Annotated in this window: 10 protein-coding genes; 1 reads left to right on the forward strand and 9 read right to left on the reverse strand. The window is 72.2% G+C overall.

What is annotated here, in order from left to right:
* Nucleotides 1-12: 12 nt before the first annotated feature.
* The 9 genes from ASD35_RS28430 to ispF all read right to left on the reverse strand — a co-directional run bounded on the left by ASD35_RS28430 (nucleotide 13) and on the right by ispF (nucleotide 23,951).
* Nucleotides 13-14,151, reverse strand: coding sequence for an S-layer family protein (locus tag ASD35_RS28430; protein WP_056877184.1), 14,139 nt, complete (start codon nucleotides 14,149-14,151; stop codon nucleotides 13-15).
* 17 nt (nucleotides 14,152-14,168) lie between these two features.
* A complete protein-coding gene (locus tag ASD35_RS22710) occupies nucleotides 14,169-15,776 on the reverse strand; it encodes an EAL domain-containing protein (RefSeq protein WP_056877185.1) in 1,608 nt (535 codons plus the stop codon).
* On the reverse strand, nucleotides 15,773-16,606 hold the full coding sequence (locus ASD35_RS22715; RefSeq protein ID WP_082580367.1) for an HDOD domain-containing protein: 834 nt from the start codon (nucleotides 16,604-16,606) through the stop codon (nucleotides 15,773-15,775). The genes ASD35_RS22710 and ASD35_RS22715 overlap by 4 nt, the downstream gene beginning before the upstream one ends.
* 73 nt (nucleotides 16,607-16,679) lie before the next feature.
* Nucleotides 16,680-18,026 carry a hypothetical protein gene (locus tag ASD35_RS22720; RefSeq protein ID WP_056877187.1) on the reverse strand — a complete coding sequence of 449 codons (1,347 nt, stop codon included), beginning with the start codon at nucleotides 18,024-18,026 and terminating at the stop codon, nucleotides 16,680-16,682.
* Between the two features lie 132 nt (nucleotides 18,027-18,158).
* Nucleotides 18,159-19,493 carry an HlyD family type I secretion periplasmic adaptor subunit gene (locus ASD35_RS22725; RefSeq protein WP_056877188.1) on the reverse strand — a complete coding sequence of 445 codons (1,335 nt, stop codon included), beginning with the start codon at nucleotides 19,491-19,493 and terminating at the stop codon, nucleotides 18,159-18,161.
* Nucleotides 19,490-20,146, reverse strand: coding sequence for a hypothetical protein (locus ASD35_RS22730; RefSeq protein WP_056877189.1), 657 nt, complete (start codon nucleotides 20,144-20,146; stop codon nucleotides 19,490-19,492). The genes ASD35_RS22725 and ASD35_RS22730 overlap by 4 nt, the downstream gene beginning before the upstream one ends.
* A 3-nt stretch (nucleotides 20,147-20,149) precedes the next feature.
* Nucleotides 20,150-21,544 (reverse strand): TolC family protein, encoded by a 1,395-nt coding sequence (locus ASD35_RS22735; RefSeq protein WP_056877190.1) that lies wholly within the window; start codon nucleotides 21,542-21,544, stop codon nucleotides 20,150-20,152.
* A 13-nt stretch (nucleotides 21,545-21,557) separates the two neighbouring features.
* Nucleotides 21,558-23,282, reverse strand: coding sequence for an ATP-binding cassette domain-containing protein (locus ASD35_RS22740; protein ID WP_056877191.1), 1,725 nt, complete (start codon nucleotides 23,280-23,282; stop codon nucleotides 21,558-21,560).
* A 177-nt stretch (nucleotides 23,283-23,459) separates the two neighbouring features.
* Complete coding sequence (gene ispF, locus ASD35_RS22745) at nucleotides 23,460-23,951, reverse strand: 2-C-methyl-D-erythritol 2,4-cyclodiphosphate synthase (RefSeq protein ID WP_056877192.1); 492 nt, start codon at nucleotides 23,949-23,951, stop codon at nucleotides 23,460-23,462.
* 40 nt (nucleotides 23,952-23,991) lie between these two features.
* Between ispF and ASD35_RS22750 the strand changes: the two genes are divergently transcribed.
* Nucleotides 23,992-26,178: a patatin-like phospholipase family protein gene (locus tag ASD35_RS22750; RefSeq protein WP_162254510.1), complete on the forward strand. Its 2,187-nt coding sequence runs from the start codon at nucleotides 23,992-23,994 to the stop codon at nucleotides 26,176-26,178.
* The last annotated feature ends 30 nt before the right edge of the window (nucleotides 26,179-26,208 follow it).

Consider the following 26,208-nt stretch of genomic DNA (forward strand, 5'->3'; position numbering starts at 1 on the left):
CCTGCCTGCGGGTCAGCCGCCCGCGCCGACGACGGCATGCAGCGTGGCCGTCTGCACCCAGTCCGCGCCCTGCTGCTGCATCACCGCGTAGTCGGTCAATGCGTTGCCATAGACGTCGGTGCCGGTCGAGAGCTGTTGCAGTTGCGTGTCGGCGGCGACGTTGATGACGTCGCCGCTGTCGAGCTTGATCGTCAGCGCATGGTTGGCGTCCGTGATGCTGGTGAGGCCGAGGCTGGACAGGTCGATGCCGCCAGCGCTGCCGTTGCGCAGGTCCAGCACCTCGATGTCCTGGGCCACGTTGACCAGCGAGGCGACGTCGAAACTCGCGCCGACGGTGATGAACTTCAGCAGGTCGGTGCCGGCGCCGCCGTGGGCCGAGGCCAGGTCGGCGGGTGACGCGGCGATCAGCGTGTCGTCGCCATTGCCGCCCTGCAATGCGTCGGCGCCGCCGCCGCCCATGAGCGTGTCGTTGCCATCGCCGCCATCGAGCGTGTTGGTCGCGCCGTTGCCGGTGATGAGGTTGTCCAGCGCATTGCCGCTGCCGTTGATCGCACCGCCACCGGTCAGCGTGAGGTTCTCGACGTTGGCGGACAGCGTGTGCGAGACCGATGACTGCACGCCGTCGGTGCCGCCGTTGGCCGCTTCCACGACGGAGTCGGCGGCGTTGTCGACGACGTAGCTGTCGTTGCCGTCGCCACCGCTCATCGTGTCGGCGCCGGCACCGCCGTCGAGCATGTTGTCGCCGACATTGCCGGTGATCGTGTTGTCCAGCGCGTTGCCCGTGCCGTTGATCGCCGCGGCACCGGTCAGCACCAGATGTTCGACATTCGCGCCAAGCGTCCAGCCGACCGAGGCCTGGACGGTGTCCGTGCCCTCGCCGCTGTTCTCGGTGACGACGTCGCCCGGGTTGTCGACGACGTAGGTGTCGTTGCCCAGGCCGCCGGCCAGCGTGTCGGCGCCCGCACCGCCATCGAGCACGTTGGCGCCGGCGTTGCCGGTGACGGCGTTGGCCAGCGCGTTGCCGGTGCCGTTGATCGCCGAGGCGCCGGTCAGCACGAGGTTCTCGACGTTGGCGCCGAGCGTCCAGCTGAGCGAGGCTTGAACGGTGTCGGTGCCCTCGCCCGCGTTCTCGGTGACGGCGTCGCCGGCGTCGTCGACGGTATAGCCGTCGTTGCCGGTACCGCCCAGCATCGTGTCGGCTCCAGCACCGCCGCTCAATGTGTCGTTGCCCGCGCCGCCGGTCAGCGTGTTCGCGGCGCTGTTGCCTGTGAGGGTGTTGTCCAGCGCGTTGCCGGTGCCGTCGAGCGCGGCGACGCCGGTGAGCACCAGGTTCTCGACGTTGGCGGCCAACGTGAAGGTCACCGAGGCCTGGACGGTGTCGGTGCCTTCGCTCGCGTTCTCGACGCTCACGTCGCCAGCGTCGTCGACGACGTAGGTGTCGTCGCCAGCACCGCCTGTCATCGTGTCGGCACCGGCGCCGCCGTCCAGCACGTTGGCAGCCGCGTTGCCGATGAGCGAGTTCACCAGCGTGTTGCCGGTGCCGTTGATCGCCGCCGCGCCGGACAGCACGAGGTTCTCGACGTTGGCACCCAGCGTCCATGTGATGGAGGACTGCACGGTGTCGGTGCCTTCGCCGCTGGCCTCGGTCACGGTGTCGCCGGCGTTGTCGACGAGGTAGGTGTCGTTGCCGATGCCGCCGGCCAGGGTGTCGGCGCCGCTGCCGCCCATCAGCAGGTCGTTGCCGGCGGCGCCCGTCAGCGTGTCGGCGCTCGCATCGGCCGCGGCCGTGCCCGAGGACAGCGCGTTGAGCGGAATGATGCTCATCGACACGTCGTTGGGCGTCCGCCAGTAGAGCATGGCGCCGGACGTGCCACCGCCTTCGGCCAGCGTCATCTGGATGCTGTTGTAGCCGGCCTGCAGCGTGACGTTCGCGATGGCCGAGTTCGAGCCCGTGTAGGACGCCTGCGTCAGCACCGTCGCGCCGTTGATGGTCAGCGTCGAGCTGTCGTCGACGAAGAACTGGAACTGGTAGTTGCCATAGGCCGGCGCCAGCAGGTTGCCGGTCCACTTGACCGAATAGTTGTCGCCGTTGACGACGCCGGGCGCCGCGCTGCCGTCGGTCCGGAAGTCCACCGCCTCGTAGCGCGTCAGCACCGGCGCGCCGCTGGTCGTGGTGTTGTTGTAGTACTCGCCCTTCAGGCCCAGTTGTGGCGAGGCCTGCGAGACAAGCACGTCGTTGCCGGCGCCGCCGGTGAGGGCGTCGGCGCCGCCGCCGCCGAACAGCCAGGAGCCCGCGCTGGCGCCGTTGAGGGTGTTGGCGCCGCTGTTGCCTTCGATGCGCACGGCCGTCGTGCCGCCGGTGGCGTTGAGGGCGCTGCTGCCGGTCAGCACCAGGCGCTCCACGTTCGCCGGCGCGGTGTAGGTGACCGAGGCGCTGACGCTGTCCCAGCCGGCGTTGGCCGCCTCGGTGACGACGTCGCTGGTGTTGTCGACCACGTAGCTGTCGTCGCCCGCGCCGCCGGCCATCGTGTCGGCGCCGGCGCCGCCGTCCAGTGCGTTGTTGCCGCCATTGCCGGTCAACGTGTTGGCCGCGCCGTTGCCGGTGAGGTTGTGGTCGGCGTAGCCGCCCGTCAGGTCGAAGTTGCCGCCGTACTTCAGCGTGCTGCCGTAGGTCATGCCGCTGAACGTGGCTGTGCCGCCGCCGCTGATGCCGCTGGCCAGCGTGCCGTTGAGCGGCTGGTAGGCGACCAAGCCGCTCTCGGTGCCGGTGAGCGAGTGCATGGTCATGCCGGCCAGCACCTCGGCCTGCGTGAGCGCGCGGTCCCAGATGCGCACGTCGTTGACCACCATGGTCGGGTAGGGGTCGGCCGACCAGCCGGATTTACCGACGAAGAACTGGCGCGCCACGTCCAGCGGCACGCCGAGCGTGCCGGACGAGCGCACGACGCCGTCGACGTAGAGCGCGCTGCTGCCCTGCGCGTCAATGGTGAGGCTGATCTGGTGCCAGCCGGTGCCGATGGACGTGGTCGCGTTCAGGCCGCCGCCGAAGGTCGTGCCGACGTAGTCCTGCACCACCACCGTCGTGCCGTTGAAGGCCACGAGCACGTTGTTGTTGGACTGGCCGGCGATGTCGAACAGGCGCGACCAGTTGCCCTGGTTGCCCGCCAGGTTGACCCAGGCCTGCATCGTCATGTCGCCGCCCACCGTCACGCTGGGCAGCGTGAGGTACTGCTGCAGCTGGCCGTCGAGCTTGACGCCGTCGCGCAGCGCGCCGTTCTCGACGTTGGCGGCCAGGGTCACGCTCGCCAGGCCGATCGCGGTGTCGGTGCCTTCGGCGGCGTTCTCGGTGACGACGTCGCCGGCGCTGTCGACCCAGTAGGTGTCGTTGCCGGTGCCGCCCACCATCGTGTCGTTGCCGGTCATGCCGTTGAGGGTGTCGTTGCCGCCCAGCGCGGTCAGCGTGTTGGCCGCGGTGTTGCCGACCAGCAGGTTGTCGCCGGTGTTGCCGGTCCCGCTGATGGCGCTGCTGCCCGACAGCGCCAGGTTCTCGACGTTGGCGCTGATCGTGTAGGTGAGCGACGAGACCACGGTGTCGGTGCCTTCGGCGGCGTTCTCCGTCACCACGTCGCCGGCGTTGTCGACGGCGTAGGTGTCGTTGCCGGTGCCGCCCACCATCGTGTCGGCGCCGCTGCCGCCGTCCAGCACGTCGTTGCCGGCCAGGCCGGTCAGCGTGTTGGCCGCGGTGTTGCCGATGAGCACGTTGTCGCCGCTGTTGCCGGTGCCGTTGATGGCCGACGTGCCGGTCAGCACCAGCGTCTCCACGTTCACGGGCAGCGTGTACGTGACGGCCGCACGCACGGTGTCCCAGCCGGCGCTCGCGGCCTCGACGATGGCATCGCCCGCGTCGTCGACGATGTACACGTCGCTGTTCGCGCCGCCGGCCATCGTGTCGGCGCCTGCGCCGCCGTCGATGACGTTGATGCCGGCGTTGCCGGTGATGCTGTTGGCCAGCGTGTTGCCGGTGCCGTTGATGTTGGCGCTGCCCGTCAGCACCAGGTTCTCCAGGTTGCTGCCCAGCGTCCAGCTCACCGACGACTGCACGGTGTCGGCGCCTTCGCCGACGTTCTCGGCGATGACGTCGCCACTGCCGTCGACGACGTAGGTGTCGTTGCCGGCCCCGCCGGCCAGCGTGTCGTTGCCGGCCCCGCCATCCAGCACGTTGTCGCCGCTGTTGCCGGTGAGGGCGTTGGCGAGCGTGTTGCCCGTGCCGTTGATCGCAGCGCTACCCGTCAGCACCAGGTTCTCGACGTTGGCCGCCAAGGTCCAGTTGAGTGACGCCTGCACGGTGTCCGTGCCCTGGTTGGCCGCCTCGGTGACCACGTCGGCCGCGTTGTCGACGACGTAGGTGTCGTTGCCGGCGCCGCCGGCGAGCACGTTGGCCGCCACGTTGCCGGTCAGGACGTTGTCCAGCGCGTTGCCCGTGCCGTTGATCGCCAGGCTGCCCAGCAGCACCAGGTTCTCGACGTTGGCCGCCAGCGTGTAGGTCACCGTCGAGCGCACGGTGTCGGTGCCGGCGCCGGCGTTCTCGGCGACGGCGTCGTTCGCGTCGTCGACGAGATAGGTATCGTTGCCGGCCCCGCCGGCGAGCGTGTCGACGCCCGCGCCGCCGTCCAGCGTGTTGTCCGCACCGTTGCCGACGAGTGTGTTGTCCAGCGCATTGCCGGTGCCGTCGATGGCGGCGGTGCCGGTCAGCGTGAGGTTCTCGACGTGGGCCGCCAGCGTGTGGCTGACCGAGGCGAGCACAGTGTCCGTGCCTTCGCTGGCGTTCTCCACCACCGTATCGCCCGCGTCGTTGACCAGGTAGGTGTCGTCGCCGGTGCCACCGCTCAGGGTGTCGTTGCCGGCGCCACCGTCCAGCGTGTCGTTGCCGCCGCCGCCGGACAGCGCGTTGGCGCCATCGTTGCCGGTCAGGACGTTGTCCAGCAGGTTGCCGGTGCCGTCGATGGCGGCGGCACCCAGCAGCACCAGGTTCTCGACATTGCCCGCCAGCGCGTGGCTCACGCTGGCGCGTACGGTGTCCGTGCCCTCGCTGGCGCGCTCGTTGACGATGTCGCCCGCGTTGTCGACGAGGTAGGTGTCGTTGCCCACGCCGCCGGCCATCGTGTCGGCGCCCAGCCCGCCGTCCAGCGTGTTGTCGCCGGTGTTGCCGGTGATCTGGTTGTCCAGGTCGTTGCCGGTGCCGGTGAAGTTGGCGCTGCCGGTCAGCACCAGGTTCTCGACGTCGGTGCCCAGCGTCCAGCTCAGCGATGCGCGCACGGTGTCGGTACCGGCGCCGGGGGCTTCGACCACGCTGTCGCCCGCGTTGTCGACGACATAGGTGTCGCTGCCCAGGCCGCCAGCCAGCACGTCGGCGCCGGCGCCGCCGTCGAGCACGTTGTTGGCGGCATTGCCGGTGACGGTGTTGGCCAGGTCGTTGCCGGTGCCGTCGATGTTGGCGTTGCCGGTGAGCGTGAGACTCTCGATGTTGGCTTCCAGCACGTGGCTGGCCGAGGCCAGCACGGTGTCGTTGCCCTCGCCCACGTTTTCGACGACGAGGTCGCCCGGGTTGTCGACGATGTAGCTGTCGTCGCCGGCAGCGCCGGCCAGCGTGTCGGCGCCCGCGCCGCCATCCAGCGTGTTGTTGCCGGCGTTGCCGGTGATCTGGTTGTCCAGCGTGTTGCCGGTGCCGGTGAGGTCGGCGCTGCCCGTCAGCACCAGGTTCTCGACGTTGGCCGCCAGCGTCAGGTTGAGCGACGAACGCACGGTGTCCGTGCCCTCGTCGGCGTTCTCCAGCACGAGGTCGCCCGCGTTGTCGACGACGTAGGTGTCGTCGCCGCCGCCGCCGGCCATGGTGTCGGCACCCGCGCCGCCATCCAGCGTGTTGGCCGCCACGTTGCCGGTCAGGCTGTTGGCCACCGCGTTGCCGCTGCCGTCTATGGTCGACGTGCCGGTCAGCACCAGGTTCTCGAAGTTCGTCGCCAGCGTCCAGCTGATGGCCGCGCGCACCGTGTCGCTGCCCTGGCCGCTCACCTCCACCAGCGTGTCGCCCAGGTTGTCGACGGCGTAGGTGTCGTTGCCGGCGCCGCCGGTCAGCGTGTCGGCACCGGCGCCGCCGTCCAGCACGTTGTCGCTGGTGTTGCCGGTGATGACATTGGACTGCGCATTGCCGGTGCCGTCGATGGCACCGCCGCTCTCATCCAGCACCAGGCGCTCGACGTTGGCGGACAGCGCATAGCTGACCACCGCGATGGCGGTGTCGGTGCCTTCGCCGCCGTTCTCGACGATGGTGTCGGCGGCGTTGTCGATGAGGTAGATGTCGTTGCCGGCGCCGCCGGCCAGCGCGTCGGCGCCCGCGCCGCCGTCCAGCTGGTTGTTGCCGGCGTTGCCGGTGATGGCGTTGGCCAGCGCGTTGCCGGTGCCGTCGATGGCGGCGCTGCCGGTCAGCACCAGGTTCTCGAGGTTGGCGCCCAGCGTCCACGTCAGGCCGCTGCGCACGGTGTCGCTGCCTTCGCCGGCGTTCTCGACGATGTTGTCGCCGAGGTTGTCGACGACGTAGGTGTCGTTGCCCAGGCCGCCCGTCATCACGTCGACGCCCGCGCCGCCGTCGAGCACGTTGTTGCCGTTGTTGCCGACGATGGCGTTGGTGAGTTCGTTGCCGGTGCCGTTGATGCTGGCGCTGCCGGTCAGCGTCAGGTTCTCGACGTTGGCCGCCAGCGCGTGGCTGGCCGAGGCCAGCACGGTGTCGGTGCCTTCGCTGGCGTTCTCGGTCACCGTGTCGCCGCCGTTGTCGACGACGAACGTGTCGTCGCCCGCGCCGCCGGCCATCGCGTCGGCCCCGGCAGCGCCGTCCAGGCGGTTGTTGCCGGCGTTGCCGGTGAGGGCGTTGTCCAGTTCGTTGCCGGTGCCGTTCAGGTCGCCACTGCCGGTCAGCACCAGGTTCTCGACGTTGGCGCCGAGCGTGAAGCTCACGCCGCTGCGGACCGTGTCGATGCCTTCGCCGACGGCCTCGGTGACCGTGTCGCCCGCGTTGTCGACGATGTAGCTGTCGTTGCCGGCACCGCCGGCCATGCGGTCCGCGCCGCCAGCGCCGTCGATCAGGTTGCTGCCGGCGTTGCCGGTGAGGGTGTTGTCCAGCCCGTTGCCGGTGGCGTCGATGTCGGCGCTGCCGGTCAACACCAGGTTCTCGACGTGGGCCGGCAGCGCCAGCGTGACCGACGAGCGGATGGTGTCCGTGCCCTCGCCGGCGTTCTCGGCGACCGTGTCGCCGGGGTTGTCGACGACGTAGCTGTCGTCGCCCAGCCCGCCGGCCATCTGATCGGCTGCGCCGCCGCCGTCCAGCACGTTGTCGCCGGTGTTGCCGGTCAGGCGGTTGGCGCCGGAGTTGCCGGTCGCGTTGATGCTGGCGCTGCCCGTCAGCACCAGGTCCTCCACGTTCTCGGCGAGGCGGAAGCTGACGCTCGAAGACACCAGGTCGACGCCCTCGGCCACCGCCTCCGTGACGGTGTCGCCCGCGTTGTCGACGAGATAGGTGTCGTCGCCCGCGCCGCCGGCCATTTGGTCGGCGCCGGCCTTGCCGTCCAGCATGTTGTTGCCGGCGTTGCCGGCCAGCACGTTGTCCAACTCATTGCCGGTGGCGTTCAGGTCGCCGCTGCCAGTCAACGCCAGGTTCTCGACGTTGGCGCCCAGCGTGTAGCTCAGACCTGAGCGCACGCTGTCGTTGCCTTCGCCGGCGTTCTCGGTGACGGTGTCGCCCGCGTTGTCGACGACGTAGGTGTCGTCGCCCACGCCGCCGGCCATCTGGTCGGCGCCAGCCTTGCCGTCCAGCACGTTGTTGCCGCCGTTCCCCAGCAGCGCGTTGTTGGCGGCGTTGCCGCTGCCGTCGATGTCGTTGCCGCCGGTCAGCGTCAGGTTCTCGACGTTGGACCCGAGCGTCCAGCTGACCGAGCTCCTTACCAGGTCGGCGCCCTCGCCCGCTTGCTCGGCGATGCTGTCGCCGGCGTTGTCCACCACGTAGGTGTCGTCGCCGGCGCCGCCCACCAACACGTCCGCGCCCGCACCGCCGTCCAGCACGTTGCTGCCGGCGTTGCCGGTGATGACGTTGGCCTGCGTGTTGCCGGTGCCGTCGATGTTGGCGCTGCCCGTCAGCGTCAGGTTCTCGAGGTTGGCGCCGAGGTGGAAGCTCACGCCCGCCTGCACGAGGTCGATGCCTTCGCCGGCGTTCTCGGTAACCGTGTCGCCCGCGTTGTCGACGAGGTAGGTGTCGTTGCCCGCGCCGCCGGCCATCGCGTCGGCTCCCGCGCCGCCGTCCAGCAGGTTGTTGCCGCTGTTGCCGGTGAGCTGGTTGTCCAGCGCATTGCCCGTACCGGACAGGTCGCCGCTGCCGGTCAGCACCAGGTTCTCGAGGTTGGCACCCAGCACGTAGCTGAAGCCGGCGCGAACGGTGTCCAGGCCCTCCGACGCGTTCTCGGTGATGACGTCGCCGGCGTTGTCGACCACGTAGCTGTCGTTGCCCGCGCCGCCGATCATCGTGTCGGTGCCCGCGCCACCGTCCAGCACGTTGTTGCCGCTGTTGCCGGTCAGCACGTTGTCGAGGTCGTTGCCGGTCGCGTTGATGGGCGCGGTGCCGGTCAGCGTCAGGTTCTCGATGTTGGCGCCCAGCACAAAGCTCACGCCGCTGCGCACGAGGTCGGTGCCGCCACCGGCGCTTTCCGTGACGGTGTCGCCCGCGTCGTCGACGATGTAGGTGTCGTCACCCGCGCCGCCCAGCATCGCGTCGGCGCCCGCGCCGCCATCGATCAGGTTGGCGCCGCTGTTGCCGACGATGCGGTTGTCCAGCTCGTTGCCGGTGCCGCTGATGTTGACGCTGCCGGTGAGCTGCAGCTCCTCGACGTTGGCCGACAGCGTGGTGCTGACGCTCGCTCGCACCGTGTCGTAGCCGGCGTTGGTCTCCTCGGTGACGACGTCGGCGGTGTTGTCGACGATGTAGGTGTCGTCGCCCGCGCCGCCGGCCATCGTGTCCGCACCGCCCTTGCCGTCGATCAGGTTGGCGCCGGCATTGCCGGTGATGACGTTGTCCACCGCGTTGCCGGTGGCGTCGATGTTGCCGGCACCCAGCAGCGCCAGGTTCTCCAGGTTGTCGCCCAGCACCCAGCTGATGGACGCCCTGACGCCGTCCGTGCCTTCGTTGGTCTGCTCGATGATCTGGTCGCCCGCGTTGTCGACGACGTAGGTGTCGTCGCCCGCGCCGCCGGCCATCTGGTCGGCGCCGGCCTTGCCGTCGAGCAGGTTGTTGCCGGCGTTGCCGAGCAGGATGTTGTTCAGCGCATTGCCGGTGCCGTCGATGTTGGCCGCACCCAGCAGCGTCAGGTGCTCGACGTTGCTGCCCAGCACGAAGCTGACGCTGGCGCGCACGAGGTCCGTACCCTCGCCGGCGTTCTCGGTGGCGGTGTCGCCAAGGTTGTCGACGACGTAGGTGTCGTCGCCCGCGCCGCCGGCCATGGTGTCGGCGCCCGCGCCGCCGTCGATGAGGTTGTTGCCGCTGTTGCCGGTGATGACGTTATCCAGCGCATTGCCGGTGGCGCTGTTGCTACCGGCGCCCGTCAGCACCAGGTTCTCGACATTGGCGCCCAGCGCGTAGCTGACGGCCGAGCGCACGGTGTCCGTGCCTTCGCCGACGTTCTCGGTGACGACGTCGCCCGCCGAGTCCACCACGTAGCTGTCGTCGCCCGCGCCGCCGGCCATGCGGTCGCTGCCCGCGCCGCCGTCCAGCAGGTTGTTGCCGGCGTTGCCGGTCAGCTGGTTGTCCAGCGCGTTGCCGGTGGCGTCGATGTCGGCGCTGCCGGTCAGCGCCAGGTTCTCGACGTTGGCGGACAGGACATAACTGACCGACGCGTTGACGCTGTCGATGCCCTCACCGGCCGCCTCGACGACGAGGTCTGCGGAGTCGTCTACGTTGTACGTGTCGTTGCCCGCGCCGCCGGCCAGCACGTTGGCGCCGGCCGCGCCGGTCAGCACATCGTCGAAGGCGCTGCCGGTCAGGTTCTCGATGCCGGCCAGCGTGTCGCCCTGGGCATCGCCGCCACTGCCGCGGCCGGTGGACAGGCTCACCGTCACCGCGGCGCTGGACGCCGCGTAGGTGGCCGTATCAAGGCCGGCGCCGCCGACCAGCGCGTCCGCGCCCGCGCCGCCTTCCAGCAGGTCGTTGCCCGCGCCGCCGTCGATCCGGTTGGCCGCGGCCGTGCCGATCAGCACGTCGTCCAGGCCCGAGCCGGTCAGGTTCTCGATGGCATCGAAGCTGTCGCCGGCCGCATCGCCGGTGTTCAGCGTCGTGTCGGCCAGGCTGACGGTGAGGCCGGCCAGCGCACTGGCGTAGCTCGCCGTGTCGCTGCCTGCGCCGCCGACGAGTTGGTCCGCGCCCGCGCCGCCGATCAGCACGTCGTCGCCCGCGCCGCCCAGCAGCTTGTTGATGCCGGCATCGCCTTCCAGCGTGTCGTCGAAGGCCGAGCCGGTCAGGTTCTCGACGCTGGTGAAGCTGTCGCCGGCCGCGTCGCCCGCGTTGTTGGCCGCATTGACGAGGCTGGCCTTCACGCCGGCCGTCGCGCCTGCGTAGGTGGCCGTGTCGTTGCCGGCGCCGCCGATGAGCTGGTCCGCGCCCGCGCCGCCGTCCAGCAGGTCGTCGCCGTTGCCACCGTCCAGGCGGTTGTCGCCGGCGTCGCCCTTGAGCGTGTCGGCGAAGTTGGAGCCGACGAGGTTCTCCACGCCGTCGAGCAGGTTGCCCTGCGCGTCGCCGCCGTTGCCGATGCCGGTCACCAGGTCCACCTGCACGGCCGCGCCGGAGGTGGCGTAGCTGACCGTGTCGTTGCCCAGCCCGCCGTGGATCACGTCGGCGCCGCCGCGGCCCTCGATCGCGTCGTCGCCGTCGCCGCCGCTGATGACGTTGACGTTGCCGTCGCCCACCAGCGCGTCGTTGTAATTGGAGCCGGCCAGGTTCTCGATGGACGCGTAGCTGTCGCCCGCCGCTGCGCCGGTGTTGGTGCTGGGGGCCGACAGGCTGGCGCCGACGCCCGCCGTCGCGCTGGCATAGCTGGCGGTGTCGTTGCCGTCGCCGCCGTCCAGCACGTCGCCCGCGTCGCCGCCGTCCAGCACGTCATCGCCCGCGCCGCCCACCAATCTGTTCACGCCGGCCGTGCCGGTCAGCTGGTCGTCCCGGTCGGAGCCGGTCAGGTTCTCGATGCCGGCCAGCCGGTCGCCCTCGGCGTCGCCGCGCTGGCCGATGCCGGTGGCGAGGTTGACCTGCACGCCCTGGGCGGATGCCGCGTAGGTGGCCGTGTCGGTGCCCGCGCCACCTGCGAGCACGTCGGCACCGGTGCCGCCGTCCAGCAGGTCGTCGCCGTCGCCACCGTCCAGCGCGTCGTTGCCGGCCAGGCCCACCAGCGTGTCGTTGCCGGCGTTGCCGGTCAACCGGTTGGCGCTGGCCTCGCCGGTCAGCAAGTCGTCGCCGCTGCCGCCGGCCAGGTTCTCGATGGACTGGAAGCTGTCGCCGGTCGCGTCGCCGCCGGTCACGACGCCGGTGGTCAGGTTGATCTGCACCGCGACCGTAGAGGTGCTGTAGTCGGCCGTGTCGGAGCCGTCGCCGCCCACCAGCGTGTCGGCGCCGGTGCCGCCGGTCAGCACGTCGGCGCCGCGGCCGCCGTCCAGCACGTTGGCGCCGGCGTCGCCCACCAGCCGGTCGGAGAAACGCGAGCCGGTCAGGTTCTCGACGTTGGCCAGCGTGTCGCCCGCGGCGTCGCCGCCCGTGCTGGGCGTGGCGCCGCTGAGGTCGACCTTCACGCCTTCCTGCGAATCGGCATAACTGGCCGTGTCCGTGCCGTCACCGCCATCGAACTGGTCGGCACCCGCGCCGCCCACCAGCAGGTCGTCGCCCGCCCCGCCCTGCAGGCTGTCGTTGCCCGGGTTGCCGACCAGGACGTTGTCGAAGCCGTCGCCGATCAGGATGTCGTCGTTCTCGGAGCCGGCCAGGTTCTCGATGGACTGGTAGCTGTCGCCCAAGGCCTCGCCGGTGTTCAGCGCGGCGTTGGCCAGGTTGGCGGTGACGCCGGCCTGGGCGTCCAGGTAGCTGGCGGTGTCGCGGCCGTCGCCGCCGACCAGCGCGTCGGCGCCCTCGCCGCCTTCCAATTCGTCGTCGCCAGTGCCGCCGTCCAGCCGGTTGTCGCCGGCATCGCCGATCAGCAGGTCGTCCTCGGCGGAGCCGGTCAGGTTTTCGATGTCCTCCAGCCGGTCGCCGGTGGCGTCGCCGCCGCTGCCTTGGCCGGTGCCCAGGCTCACGTTCACGCCCGCCGTGGAGCTGGCGTAGGTCGCCGTGTCGTTGCCGCCACCACCGCGCAGCGTGTCCGCGCCGGCCCGGCCTTCCAGCACGTCGGCGCCCGTGCCGCCCTGCAACACGTTGGCCAGCGCGTCGCCGCGCAGCGTGTCGTCATGGTCGGAGCCGGTGACGTTCTCGGTCAGCGTCAGCGTGTCGCCCTCGGCATCGCCACCCTTGCCGGTGCCGGCGGCCAGGTCGACGGTGACGCCGGCCGACGAGCCGGCGTAGACGGCCGTGTCGTTGCCGGCGCCGCCCACCAGCACGTCGGCGCCGCCGCGGCCTTCGAGCAGGTCGTTGCCGGCGCTGCCGTCCAGGCGATTGGCAGTGGCGTCGCCGCGCAGCGTGTCGGCGCCGCCGCTGCCGCTGAGGTTCTCGATGCCGTCCAGCGTGTCGCCGTCGGCGTCGCCGCCGCTGGCGGTGCCGGCGGCCAGGTCCACGCCGATACCCAAGGGCGAGCCCTCGTAGCTGGCCGTGTCGCCGCCGCTGCCGCCGGTGAGCTTGTCGGCGCCCTCGCCGCCCACCAGCCAGTCGTTGCCGGCGCCGCCGTCGAGCTTGTCGGCGCCAGCGCCGCCGAAGATGCGGTCCGCGCCGATCAGGCCGTTGACCGTGTCGTTGCCGCCGCCGGCGTCGATGAGGTCGCCCAGGCCGTAGGCCGGGAACACCACGCCGTCCCGGCCGGAGGCGTCGGCGTAGGTCATGTCCGCCGCGCTGGCGACGTCGCGCACGATGGCCGGCAGCGTCAGCTTGCCCTCCAGCACGGTGCCGCCCACGTCGGCCGAGGCCGTGACGACGAGGTCGAAGGTCGTCGGGCTGCCGCCGGCGGTGTCCGACAGGACCGGGTAGCGCACCATGACGCTGAAGTGCGTCGTGGTGGCGGTCGGGTCGGTCGGCAGCGGCAGCTCCCAGCCGGTGGCGCCCTTGGTGGCGCCCACCACCTCGAAGCCGTCCGGCAGGCCGCTGATGACGAGGGACTTGACGATGGGCGCGGTCCTGGCCGACAGCGTGATCTCGAACTGCCGCGCCCAGCCGGCGCCCATGCCCTGGCCGCCGTCGCCGCTGATGACGTCGTCGCCCGCCGTGCCGGTGATGACCTCGGGCGAGGCCTGGGCGGCCGGCGACAGGTCGGTGGCCGATTCGGTCGAGCCGCCGGAGCCGGTGATGGTGGCGCCGGTGGTCGTCGTGCCGACCTCCTGGCCGGTGACGTTGTGGAACTGGCCGGTCACAGTCAGCGTGGGCCCGGCGGGCGGTGGGGGCGGTGGGCCGCCGGGGGGGCCACCGGCCGGTGCCGGCGCGACCTGGATGACCAGCGTGAACGGCCGGGCCTCGTCGTGGAACTCGGCCGCGGACCTGCCTTCGCCGGACGCCGTGCCCGACACCATGCCGCTCTCCAGCGGCCTTGGCGGCGGCGGCATCTCGCTGCTGCTCTCGCGCTCGGACGGCGCCGATGCCTCGTCCGTCGTGTTCTTCTCGATGGTGCGCAGCAGCGTGTCGGTGATGTTGACCGGCCCGGCCTGGGTGATCAGCGCGGACGCCTCGATGGCGCCGTCCTGGAACTGCAGCTTGAAGTCCGGGTCGGCCAGCGCGCGCAATGCGGCGCCCTGCAGCACGTGCTGGGTGCCATCGGACATGACCAGCACCAGGTCCACGCCGGCCACCTGCACCTTGGTGACGGCCGCGCGCGACAGCGCCAGCTTGATGGTCGCGTCGCTCGATGGGGCGTGAATGACGACTTTGCCCGGGACGTTGTCCATCGTTTGCTTACTCCGTGTCAGCGCGTCGGCGGCGATTCGGCGGGCGAGGCGCAGGGGATGCCGACCCTGCGCAGCAGCTGGGCATCCGAATCGCTGGCGGCCTCGCCGGCCAGCACGCGCAAACCCTCAGCCGCCCCCAGCTCCACCATCAATTGCAGCAGGCGGCGCTTGCCCGCACTGCCATCGCCAGCCAGGTCGGCGCCCAACGCCGGCCCCAGGCGCAAGTAGCCTACGCCAAGGCGGCGCAGCAGCGCCAGGTCTTCGGGCGGTGTAACCACGCGTCGCAGCCCAATATGCACGCCACGGCGCTGCAGCATCGTCGTCAGCGGCCCCAGCACGCTGGCCACGTTGCGTTCGCCGTCGATGTCGAACTCCACCCACAGCCGCTGCGCCAGCGGGCCCACGCCGGCCAACGCCTCCTCGAACCGGCTGACGAAGGTGGGCCGCTCGGCCGAGCGCGCCGACACGCGGATCGCGATCTCTTCCCGCGCCTGCTCATGCCCGGCGATGCGGGCCAGCGCCAGCTCGGCCACGCGCAGGTCGATGTCGGCGATGCGCGCGGTGCGCAGCGCCGAGGGCAGCACCTCGTCGGCACCGAAGGCGCGGCCCTCGGCGTTCTGCAGCCGCACCTGCGCCAGCTGTTGCGTGGTGATCCCGTCAAGCGTCGTGACGGGCGACAGCTGCAGGTCCACGCGGCCGGTGAGCAACGCCTCGTCGATGAGGCTGCGCCACTGCGCCAGCGACACCGCCGGGCCGGAGCGCGTGACGCGCGCCATCATCCACGGCGCGTCGCCGCCTTCGCCGGTCTGCAGCGCGTGATCGATGCGTGACATCACGGCGCCTATCGTCTCGCCGCCATGGAAGACGCCCGCCGCCAGCCAGCCGACGCGCGGCCGGTCCGTCAGCTCGCGCTGCTTGAGGCCGTGCAGCGCCTCGGACAGCTCGCGCGTCCAGGCGTTCAGCGCCTCGGCCTGCACGCAGGGCATCAGCACGCCGAAGTCGGCGCCATTGAGCCGCGCGATCACGCCACCGGCGTCGACCAGCCGCGGCGCGCGCGTGCGCAGCAGCGTGGCCACCTGCTTGAGCAGCTCGTCGGCGCGCTCGCGGCCGGCGCGCTGGTTCAGGCCGGCCAGGTCGTCGATGCGCAGCAGCGCGATGCCGCCGACGGCGTCTGCCGGCTCGTGCAGCAGCGTGGCGAGCCGGTCCATGAACTGCGCACGCGCCGACAGCTGGGTCACCGGGTCCACCGACAGCTCGGCATGCAGTTCGCCCAAACGGTGGTCACGGTCGTCCAGCTGCGCCTTGATGCGGGTCAGCGCGACGTTGATGGCGCGCGACATCGGCGCCCATTCGACCGGGCCGTCCTGCACGCGCTCGGTGATGCGCCCCTGCCCGGCGGCGTCGAGCTGCGCCATCAGCGGCTCGCCGCCGCGCAGCCACCAGCGCGACAGCAGCACCAGGGCCGCCAGCGTCGCCGCCGCGGCCAGCGCGTGCACCAGCGCCAGCCAGCCCAGCTGGCCCGCGGTCAGCGTCGCACGCAGCAGCCACAGGTTGATCACGGCGGACAACGCGAAGCCGACCGCCACGGCCAGGCCGGCCCGCCGCGTGGCGCTGCCGATGCTCATGGCTCGCCCCCGGCGGCGATCTGTTCGTACTGCGGGCCGAAGCGCGCGTCCAGGTTCTCGGCCACCAGCGAGGCCGCGGCCAGCAGGCCGGCGTCCAGCTTGAGCAGCGCCCGCTGCGCGTTGTCGCCAGCCTCGATGGCCGCCGCGACCTGCGTGGCCAGGGCCAGCAGCGGCGCCAGCGTGCCGGCCGCCGGCCCGGCATCGAGGTGGTGGGCGACGGCATCGACCACGCTGGCCGGGAAGCCCAGCTCGTCCAGCCAGGCCGCGCCGACCTGCGCATGGTCCATGCCGCAGGCCGCGCGCTCCAGGGCCGCGAGTTCCGCGCCGCGCACCGAGCGCGCGCCGGCCAGCCGCGCGGGCAGCGTGCCGGCAAACGCCTGGCACAGGATCAGGTGGCCCACGTTGTGCAGCAGGCCGGCCAGGAAGGCCGCCTCGGCATCCGCGCCGGCCAGCCGCGCCAGGCTGCGCGCGGCCTTGGCGGTGAGCGTCGCGTCCAGCCAGAACTGGCGCAGGTTCACGCCCGGCACGGCCACGAACACGGCCTCCAGCCCGCCGCTGATGACCAGCGTGCGCAGCGTGTCGGTGCCGACGATGGCGACGGCGTCCTTCAGGCTGGCGAGGCTGCGCCGGCCGCAGTAATAGGGCGAGTTGGCGATGCGCAGCGTGCGCGCGGCGAGCTGCGGCTCCTGCTCCAGCTCGTCGACCACATCGCTCACCGACGCGCCGGGGTCGCGCAGCTGGCTGATGAGGCGGCGCACCACGCGCGGCACCGAGGGCAGCGCCAGCTGCCCGCCCGCCGCGGCGCGCACCTGGTCCATGCGCGCTTTCATGGGTGCACCCTTCGGCCTGCGGCCTCTCGCGCCGAGCGGGAGCGAGCTTGCTCGGGGCGGCCCGGCGTGGCGCTCACGAACGCGGCCCCTTGCCGTCGGACAGCGCGTCGCGCAGCTGGTCCTTCTCCAGGTTCCACAGCGTCGAGTCCATGCGCTTGACCAGCGCCGCCTGCTGCATCACCTCGTCCTTCAGGCCCTGGTTGGCGGTCGTCAGCGAGGCGATCTCGCGCTCCAGGTTCTCGACGCGGCTCAGCGCCAGGCGCACGTCGCCCACCAGCGCCTCCTGCGCGGGCAGGAAGTCCAGCATGCGGCCGACACGCGCGTTGGACGCGCCGCTTTCCTGCAGCATGCCCTCGGCGGCGGAGGCCAGCCTGGCCATCGCCGGCACCACCTCGCCGACACCGCCGACGGTCGCCGTCGTGCGCTCCAGCACGTCCTCCTGGCTGTGCAGCCGCTGGGTGAGCTTGGCCGTCGCGCCGGCCATCTGCGCCACCTGCGGCACCAGCATGTCCAGCCGCGAGACGACGTCCGCCAGGCCGGTCGTGGACGCGCGGTGCTGCTCCAGGATGTCGGCCAGCAACGTGGCGAGGAAGCGCTCGCTGATCTCCACGTTCTCGTTGACGCTGCTCTTCTCGGCCAGCGACAGCACCTGGCCGCGCACGGTCTCGACGAGGTCGGTCGCGGCCTTGCGCACGGCCACCATCTGGAAGCCCAGCACGATGGAGCCCACCAGGCCGAACATCGACGCCGAGAACGCCGTGCCCATGGCCGACAGTGGCTTCTGCAGGCCGCCGACGATCTTGGCGAACTCGCCCTCGATGTCGCCGCCGCCGCCGGCGCTCTTGGCGATGGTGGCGATCAGGCCCGAGGTCTCGACCAGCGTCTCCAGCAGGCCCACGAAGGTGCCCAGCAGGCCCAGGCCGACCATCAGGCCGACGAGGAACTGGCTCAGCTCCTGGCGCTTGTTGAGGTACTGCTCCAGCGCCTCGATCTCGGGCTCCATGGCTGAGCTGTGGATGTAGACCTGGTGGCCCAGGCCCAGCTTCTGCAGCCGGTCCAGCATGCCGGTCACGAAGGCCGGCGGGCCCAGGCGCGGGTGCTGCTCGCCGCTGGCGTCGCCGTCATGCAGCCAGCGCATGCCGGCGCGGAAGACCCGGTCCTCGCCGAACAGCTCCACCAGGTGGCCCACCATCGTCCACATGCCCCAGCACAGCACGGCAATGATGATGCCGTTGAGGATGGGGTTGGACATGACCGCGAAGGACACGAAGTGCCACATCGACGCGGCGCCGGCCAGCATGGCCAGCAGCGGCAGCGCGACGAAGAAGACATGCCGCGCGCCGATGCCATGCTCATGCGGCGACCGCGGCCCGCGCGGCGGCAGCGGCTCGGACACGGTGGCGGTGTGGGGAGCATTCATGGCATGGATCCCTGGGCCGATGCGGAAATGCGACCCGAGAGGCACGCAGCCACGCGGAAGCGCGCTCCGTGGATCCCCTGTGTCTCTATGTCTCTGCGGTTGGCTTTGAAATTCATCTCCGGTCCCTCGAGTTCATTTACGGTCGCGCAAGGCGGTGTCGGCGAGGCCGCGGATGGGCGACAGCAGGTACTGCAGGACGGTGCGCTGGCCGGTGACGACGTCGGCGCTGACGCTCATGCCGGGGCCCAGCGGCTGGCCGAAGCGCCGCACGCTGGCCGGGTCCACGGCGGCCATGACGCGGAAGTAACGCTCGCCGCGCTCGTCGACGAGGCTGTCCGCGCTGATCTCGGTGACGCGCGCGTCCAGCGTGCCGTAGGACGTGTAGTCGAACGCCGCCACCTTGACCCGCGTCGGCAGGCCCACGCGCAGCGTGCCGCGCTCGGCCGGCGATGCGCGGGTCTCGATGACCAGCGCGTCGTCCTGCGGCGTCAGCTCCAGCAAGGTCTCGCCCGGCTTCACGACGCCGCCGACCGTGTTGCTGGCCAGCTTGTTGACGACACCCGACACCGGCGCCGTCAGCACCGTGCGGCGCACGCGGTCGTCCTCGGTCTTGATGTCCTGCTCCAGCCGGCGCTGCTCCACGCGCGCGTCGGACAGCGCCGTGCGCGCCTCGCTGCGGAACTGCGCCACCGTCTCGGCCTGCCGGGCCGTCAGCTCGGCGGCGGCGGCCGCCAGCCGCGGCAACGAGGCCTCGGTCTCGGCGATCTGGGTCGTCAGTCGCTCGACGCGGCCACGCGCGTCCAGCAGCTCGCTCTGCGAGCCGGCGTTGCGGGCCACCATGTTCTGCACCAGGCTGAGCTGCGAGCGCGCCACGTCCAGCTCGGCGCGCAGGCCCTTGACACGCGCGCTCGCCTCGGCCGCCTCCTGGCGGCGCTGCGTGGCCTGCTCCTGCAGCACGCGGGTCGTCTGCGCCAGCTTGGCCGCGCGCGCCGCGAAGGCCTCGGACTCGGCCTGCACGGCGGGGTCGCTGGCCGACGTGCCCGCCGGCGGCTGGAAGCGCGCAGCGCCGCTGGCCTCGGCGTCCAGCCGCGCCACGCGGGCCGCCAGGCCGGACATGCGCGCGCCCTTCTCGCCGCGCGAGGAGCTGGCCTGCAGGTCCGACACCGCCACCAGCGGCTGGCCGGCGGTCACCGCGTCGCCCTCGTGCACGAACACCTTGGACAGGATGCCGCCCTCCAGGTGCTGCACCAGCTGCTGCCGGCCCGAGGGCACGATGCGGCCCTGCGTGTGCACGACGAGGTCCACCCGGGCGAGCGCCGTCCACACCAGCAGCGCCAGCGTCAGGCCCGACACTGCATAGATCAGCGCCCGCGGCCGGCGCAGGCGGCGGCCCTGGCCCAGCGTGCTGTCGAAGCAGGACAGCAGCAGGTCCACCGGCGCCGCGGCTGCGGTGGGCGGCGCGGTCATGGCTTGTCCCCCAGCCGCACCGCGACGGCCGGCGCCGCGGCGCTGGCCTTCATGTCGATGCGGGTGACGAGGCGGTCGCCAGCGATGCCCTGGCCCAGCAGCTCGTTGCGCACTGCCATCGCGCGGATGAACGCGGCGCGCTGGTTCTCGCTGAGGTGGATCTCGGGGCCGACCGCGACGATCTCCAGCCGCGCCGACGGCGATTCGGCCAGGCGCTGCTTCAGCGGCTGCAGCGCACCGGCCAGCGCCTTGGCGGCCGCCGCGTCGACGGTCAGCGCGCCCGGCGCGAAGTCCAGCTGCAGGAAGCGCTCCGCGGGCTTGACCTTGGCGGACGCCGCACTGGCGGCCAGCGCGGCCTCGTTGCCGGCCACGGCGATGCGGGTGCGCTGCGGCGCCTGGGACTCGATCAGCGGCGCGCCTGCGGGCAGGCGCTCCTTCTCGGCGGCCGGCGCGGCGATCGCGGCCCGCGCCCGGCCCAGCTCGGCCTGCTGCTCGGCGATCTTGGCCGCCATGCGCTTGGCCAGCATCTGCGCCGAGAAGCTCAACGCGATCGCCAGCACGACGATGACGAAGACCATCGCGATGACCACGTTGGTCAGCGCGTCCACGAAGCCCGGCCAGTAGTCCCCGTTCTTGCTGCCGCCGCCTGCCATGGCTTACCTCGCGACGACCTGGCGCAGCGCGCCGGTCAGGTGGGCGATGCGCCACTCGTTCTGCGCGGCGCTGACGACGACCTGCACCACGTCCAGGCGGCTCTGGTGCAGGCGCTGGTAGGCGTCCAGCACGTCCAGCAGCTGACGGTTGCCGCCGGTGAGCTGGGCGCGGAAGGCGTCGACGACCTTGCGGTTGGCCTCCAGCTCGTCGCGCACGGACGCGTAGCGCTCGGTCGCCGCGCGCAGGTTGGCGTAGCTGGTCTCCAGGTCCTGCAGCACGCGGCGGCGCACGCCTTCGCCGCGCGCCTCCAGCTCGTTGCGGCGGGCCTCGGTGGCGCGCATGCGGGCGTAGTCGGCGCCGCCGTTGGCCAGCGGCACGGTCAGCACCAGCATCGCCTTGCTGTCGCGCTGCTGCGCCTCGGTGCCGGCGGCGTTGCGGTTCTGCGAATGCGTCAGCTCGACGGCCAGGCGCGGCAGGAAGGCCGAGCGGTTGCTGCGGCGCTCGGCCTCGGCCGCCTGCTGCTCCAGCCGCGACGACTGCATCTCGGCGTTGCCGGCCTCGGCCTCGGTCATCGCGGCGTCGGCGTCGGCGGGCAGGTAGAGGTCCAGGGGCGCGTCCAGCGCCAGGCCGAAGGGCGCCACCGAAGACAGGCGCTGGAAGTTACGCAGCGCCGCCGCCAGCGCCGCGCGCGAATCGGCCAGGCCGGAGCGCACGTTGGCCACGCGCGCGGTGATGCGCTCGCGCTCGGCGGGGCTGGCGCCGCCGGCCGCCACACGGTCGCTGATGTAGCGCAGCAGCTCGTTCAGCGAGGCCTCGTAAGTGTGGCCCAGCTCGACGCCGACGCGCTGCTGCAGCACCGCGAACCAGGCCGTGCCGGTGTCCAGCAGCGTCTGCGACTCGACGCCGGCCAGCTGCACCTCGGCGGAGGCGGCCAGCAGCTCCTGGCGCGTCCATTCGTGGCGCGCGGTCTCGTCGACCAGCGCCTGGCTCAGCACGGCGGAATGGTCGGCGCGGCCCAGGTTGTCCTTGCGGTCGGGCGTCTCGAAATGGCCGCGGCCCACGGCGAAGCGCGCCTCCAGCCGCGGCAGCAGCGCGCCGCGCGCGGCCTTGCGGGTGTAGTCGAAGCTCTCCGAGCGAAAGCGCGCGGCGGCCACCTCGGGGCTGTTCTGCCAGGCCAGCTGCAGCGCGTCGCCCAGCGACAGCGCCGGGCCGTTGCCGCTCAGGGCCAGCACCGGCGGCATGCCCAGCAGTTGCTGCAGGCTGGCGACGCGCGGCCGCGCGGCCTCGGCGGCCGGGGCGGATGCGGCCACGGCCGGCGGCTCCGCCTGCGCGGCGGCCCAGGCGGGCGCCAGGCAGAGCAGGACCGACCCGCTCCAGCGACGCAAGGGCAAAGACATGGATCGCATTCCTTCAGGCAGACGTGGGGCCGGCCGCGGCCGGGCGGCGCGGCGTGGCCACGGCACCGGGGGCCAGCAGGCGCTGCGGCGGCGCGTCGGCGACGAGGCGGCCGCGCTCCAGCACCAGCACGCGGTCGCAGATCTGGATCAGCTCGGCGCTGTGCGTGGCGACGACGACGCAGCGCCCGTCCCGCCAAGCCGGCAACGCTGTCAGCAGGCCATCCTGGGCCTGCCGGTCCAGGCCCAGCGTGGGCTCGTCCAGCAGCACGAGGTCCGACGGTTGGTGCAACACGCGCGCCAGCGCCAGCATCTGGCGCTGCCCGCCGGACAGGCCGGCGCCGTTGGGGCCCAGCTCGGTGTTCAAGCCCAGCTCGCCGCGATCCAGCTGCGGCCCCAGGCCGGCCACGCGCAACGCGTGCAGCAGCTCGGCCTCGCGCCGAGTGCCCTCGCCGGGCGCGACAACGTCGAGCAACCGGCCGGCCAGGAAGCCCGGCTCCTGCGGCTTGTAGGCCACCGCGCCGGCCAGCCAGCGCCGCGTCAGGTCGTCGGCGACGACGCGACCGCCGATCGCGAACTGCCCCTCGGTCGGCGCGAGGTGGCCGGCCAGCAGGCGCAGCAGCGTGGACTTGCCCGCGCCCGAGCTGCCCACCACGGCGACCAGCTCGCCCGGCCTGAGCGTCACGGTCAACTCGGCCAGCACCGGCGGCCGGCCGGGGTAGGCGAAGCCCACGCCGGCCAGGCGCACGCCCTCGGCCGCGGCGGCGCCCAGCGGCCCGCCGGCCTCGCGCTCGGTCAGCGCGGCGGCGTCCAGCGCCACGGCCTGGCCCAGCTCGCGCAGCGCGCGCATGAACTCCTGCCAGCGCAGCACGACCGGCGTGACCATGCACATCGAGCTGACCAGGCGCCCGCCCAGCATCGCCGTGGAGATCAGCCCGCCGATGCTCAGCGCCTGCGCCTCGATGCGGTAGACGCCGGCCACCAGCGTCGCCACCGTGCAGGCCGACATGCCCAGCGGCAGCAGCTGCTGGCTGACCTGCTGCCAGACCCGCGCCCGCGACGCCGCCCGCGCGGCGATGGCCGAGGGCTCGCGCAGGCCGCGCTCGGCCACGCGCGCGCCGGCCGCGGACATGATGCTTTCACGCGCCAGCAGCACGTCCGCCAGCCAGGAGAACTTGGTGGCCGACGCCTGCACCGCCACTTGCGAGCGCCGCGAGGCGGCCGCCTGCAGCACCCCGCCCACGAGCAGCAGCAGCGCGCCGGTGCCCAGCGGGATCAGCACCAGCGGCCCGGCGATGACGGCCAGCACGACCGCGAACAGCAGCGCGAACGGCAGGTCGGCCAGCGGCAGCAGGAACTGGGCCGACAACACCTCGCGCGAGGCCGACAGCTCGCGGTAGCGCGACAGCAGCGTGCCCACGGCCAGCGGGCGCGAAGCCGGTGCGGCCAGCACGCCGCGCAACAGGCGCTCGTCCAGGTGCATGTCCCAGCGCGCGCCGGCATGCTCAACGAGCAGCACGCGCGACAGCCTCAGCACCAGCTCCAGCGCGAACAGCAGCCCCATGCCCAGCGCCAGCGCCCACAGCGTCTCGTGCAGCTCGTTGCCGACCGCCTTGTCGTAGACCAGCATCGAGAACAACGGCAACGCCAGCGTGAAAGCATTGACCCCCAGGCTCGCCAAGGCCAAGTCGGCGAGGTGACGCCGATTTGCGCGCAGGAACAGCAGGATGGATTCACGCATGCATCGGATCTCACCCTCTCACTCGGCACGCCGGCGGTACCGAACCGGGCGAAATGATTGGAAAACGGTCGTCGGGAATGCGGCCGATGTTACCCGCGGGCCGGCGCGTCTCTCCCTGGGATAAACCGGTCATGAACCGCCCTTTTCGGCGCCCACGAACGGGATGCGGGACGCCTGCTATGCCCCGGCCAGCAGGCAGACCGCCCGCGCCTCGATGGCCCTGCCCTCGCCCACCGGGCCCATCTTCTCGGCCGTCTTGGCCTTCACGTTGACGCGGCCCGCCTCCACGCCGAGCGCCTCGGCTAGGCGATCGCGCATCGCCGCGATGTGCGGTGCCATCTTGGGCGCCTGGGCGACGATGGTGCTGTCCACGTTGACGATCTGCCAGCCGGCCGCGCGCACGCGGCGGCAGGCCTCGGCCAGCAGCACCATCGAGTCCGCGCCCTTGAACTCGGCGGCCGTGTCGGGAAACAGCTTGCCGATGTCGCCCAGGGCCGCCGCGCCCAGCAGCGCATCGGTGATGGCATGGGCCAGCGCGTCGGCGTCGGAGTGGCCCAGCAGGCCGTGCGTGTGCGGGATCGTGACGCCGCCGAGGATGAGCGGGCGGCCGGTGACGAGCTGGTGCGTGTCCCAGCCCTCGCCGATTCTTAGAAGAGGCAGCGGGTTCATGCCGTGATTGTCGTTGGACGCTGCTATGGTGCGGCCCGCCATGAAACGCCTCGCCCTCCTTTGCCTGCTGGCCATCGCCCAGGCCGCCCTCGCCCAAGCGCCCCGCCCCAAGATCGGCGTCGTCCTGTCCGGCGGCGGCGCGCGTGGCCTGGCCCACATCGGCGTGCTGCGCGTGCTGGAGGAGATGCAGGTGCCGGTGGACCTCATCGTCGGCACCAGCATGGGCGCGGTCGTCGGCGGCGCCTACGCCTCCGGCCGCAGCGTCGACGAGCTGGAGGCGCTGGTGAAGAGCGCCGCCTGGAACGCCATCCTGGCCGACCGCCCGGCGCGCGACCGGCTGTCCATCCGCCGCCGCGAGGACGACGAGCGCCTGCCCTCGCGCATCGAGTTCGGCTTCAACCTGCAGCGCGGCGCCATGCTGCCCGGCGGCGCGGCCGGCAACGGCCAGCTGGAGGCCACGCTGTCGTCGCTGCTGCCCGCGGCCATGGCCGAGGAACCGCTGCGCAAGCTGCCCATCCCGTTCCGCGCCGTTGCCACCGACCTGCTCTCCGGCGCCATGCTGGACCAGGCCGACACGCCGCTGTTCCTCGCGCTGCGCGCGTCGATGGCCGTGCCCGGCGTGTTCGCGCCGCTGCGCGTCAACGGCAGGCCGCTGGTGGACGGCGGCCTGGTGCGCAACCTGCCGGTGGACATCGCGCGCCAGCTCGGCGCCGACATCATCATTGCCGTCAACGTCGGCACGCCGCTGCTGGAAGACGGCGAGATCACCAGCGCCGTCATGGTGGCCAACCAGATGCTGCAGATCCTGACCGAGCAGAACGTGCAGCGCTCGCTGCGCGAGCTGCGCCCGCGGGACATCATCATCGACCCCGACCTGCCCGGCATGGGTTTCATGGACTTCTACCGCGCCGACGAGGCCATGGCCACCGGCCGACGCGCGGCGCTGGCCGCCGGCGAGCGCCTGGCCGCGCTGGCTTCGCCGGCCGCCCAGGCTGCCATTCAGTCGCGCCGCCTCGCGCCGCCGGAGTCCGCGCTGCCCGCGCTGCCGCTGGCCGAGTTGACGATCAGCGGCACGCGGCGCCTGAACGCCGAGGCGCTCAAGGCCGAGCTGGCCCTGCCGCCCGGCACGCCGGTGGCGCGCAACGAGCTGAACCGCGCCGTCGAGCAGCTGGAGGGCACGGGCGACTTCGAGCGCATCGAGACCGAGATCGACGACCGCGACGGCAGGCGCAGCGTCGAGTTCCGCCTCACCGAGGCCGACTGGGCCGCCAGCCGCGTGCGCCTGGGGCTGGAGCTGTACAGCAACTTCGCCGACGCCAACAGCTACTCGCTGGTCGCCATGCACGTGGCCAACTGGCTCAACCGCTGGGGCGCCGAGCTGCGCAGCGTCGCGCGCATCGGCTCCACGCGCGGCCTCAACACCGAGTTCTACCAGCCGCTGGGGCCGGGCTCGCGCTGGTTCGCCAGCGCCAAGCTCGGCTACGAGGCCGGCAACAACGACGTCTTCAACCAGGGCCAGCGCGCGCTGCGCCTGTCCAGCAGCCTGACCAGCGCCCAGCTCGAACTGGGCCACCGCGTCGCCGGCCTGGGCGACCTGCGCTTCGGCGTCGGCCAGCTGCGCGCCAGCGACGAGGTCGTGCTGCCCGTCAGCCCCACCAACGGCCGGCGCTCGCAGACGTATGGCCAGCAATACCTGGAACTGCACACCGACACGCTGGACTCGCTGGCCTTCCCCAGCCGCGGCCAGTGGACGACGGCGCGCATCGAATGGCTGCACCCGCGCGGCGAGGGCAGCGTCATCAACGCCTCCTTGCTGGGGCTGACGGCCTTCCGCCTGGGCGAATGGGCCGGCCAGCTGTACGGCGAGTTCGCGCACGCCGAGCGCGGCCAGGCGCGCTCGCTGGGCGGCTACCTGCGCCTGTCGGGCACGCCGGACGGTTCGCTGGTCGGCGAGAACATGGTGCTCGCCCGCGTCGTCATGGCGCGGCGCATCGGCGAGATGCCGGTGGGCCTGGGCGGCGCGGTGCGCATCGGCTTCTCGCTGGAGGCCGGCGCGGTCGGCGACGGCGCGGGCCTGAAGTTCGCCAACGTGCCGCGCAGCGGCTGGAAGCAGGCCGCCAGCGGCTTCCTGAGCGTGGACACGCGCTTCGGGCCGTTCTACCTGGCGCTGGGCACGACGCGCCAGGGCGAGACGGCGGCCTACCTGCTGCTGGGGCCGAGCTGGTAGCCGCTTGGCCGCGGGAGCGCCCACGCGCTT

The organism is Pelomonas sp. Root1444 (genome assembly GCF_001426885.1).
Classification (GTDB): Bacteria; Pseudomonadota; Gammaproteobacteria; order Burkholderiales; family Burkholderiaceae_C; genus Pelomonas.

Bases quoted from the DNA above. Each gene is read 5' to 3' on its own strand.
- ASD35_RS22740 (WP_056877191.1), bottom strand. From the start codon at position 23,282: ATGCGTGAATCCATCCTGCTGTTCCTGCGCGCAAATCGGCGTCACCTC.
- ASD35_RS22715 (WP_082580367.1), bottom strand. From the start codon at position 16,606: ATGAAAGCGCGCATGGACCAGGTGCGCGCCGCGGCGGGCGGGCAGCTG.
- ASD35_RS22735 (WP_056877190.1), bottom strand. From the start codon at position 21,544: ATGTCTTTGCCCTTGCGTCGCTGGAGCGGGTCGGTCCTGCTCTGCCTG.
- ASD35_RS28430 (WP_056877184.1), bottom strand. From the start codon at position 14,151: ATGGACAACGTCCCGGGCAAAGTCGTCATTCACGCCCCATCGAGCGAC.
- ASD35_RS22750 (WP_162254510.1), top strand. From the start codon at position 23,992: ATGAAACGCCTCGCCCTCCTTTGCCTGCTGGCCATCGCCCAGGCCGCC.
- ASD35_RS22720 (WP_056877187.1), bottom strand. From the start codon at position 18,026: ATGAATGCTCCCCACACCGCCACCGTGTCCGAGCCGCTGCCGCCGCGC.
- ASD35_RS22730 (WP_056877189.1), bottom strand. From the start codon at position 20,146: ATGGCAGGCGGCGGCAGCAAGAACGGGGACTACTGGCCGGGCTTCGTG.
- ASD35_RS22725 (WP_056877188.1), bottom strand. From the start codon at position 19,493: ATGACCGCGCCGCCCACCGCAGCCGCGGCGCCGGTGGACCTGCTGCTG.
- ASD35_RS22710 (WP_056877185.1), bottom strand. From the start codon at position 15,776: ATGAGCATCGGCAGCGCCACGCGGCGGGCCGGCCTGGCCGTGGCGGTC.
- ispF (WP_056877192.1), bottom strand. From the start codon at position 23,951: ATGAACCCGCTGCCTCTTCTAAGAATCGGCGAGGGCTGGGACACGCAC.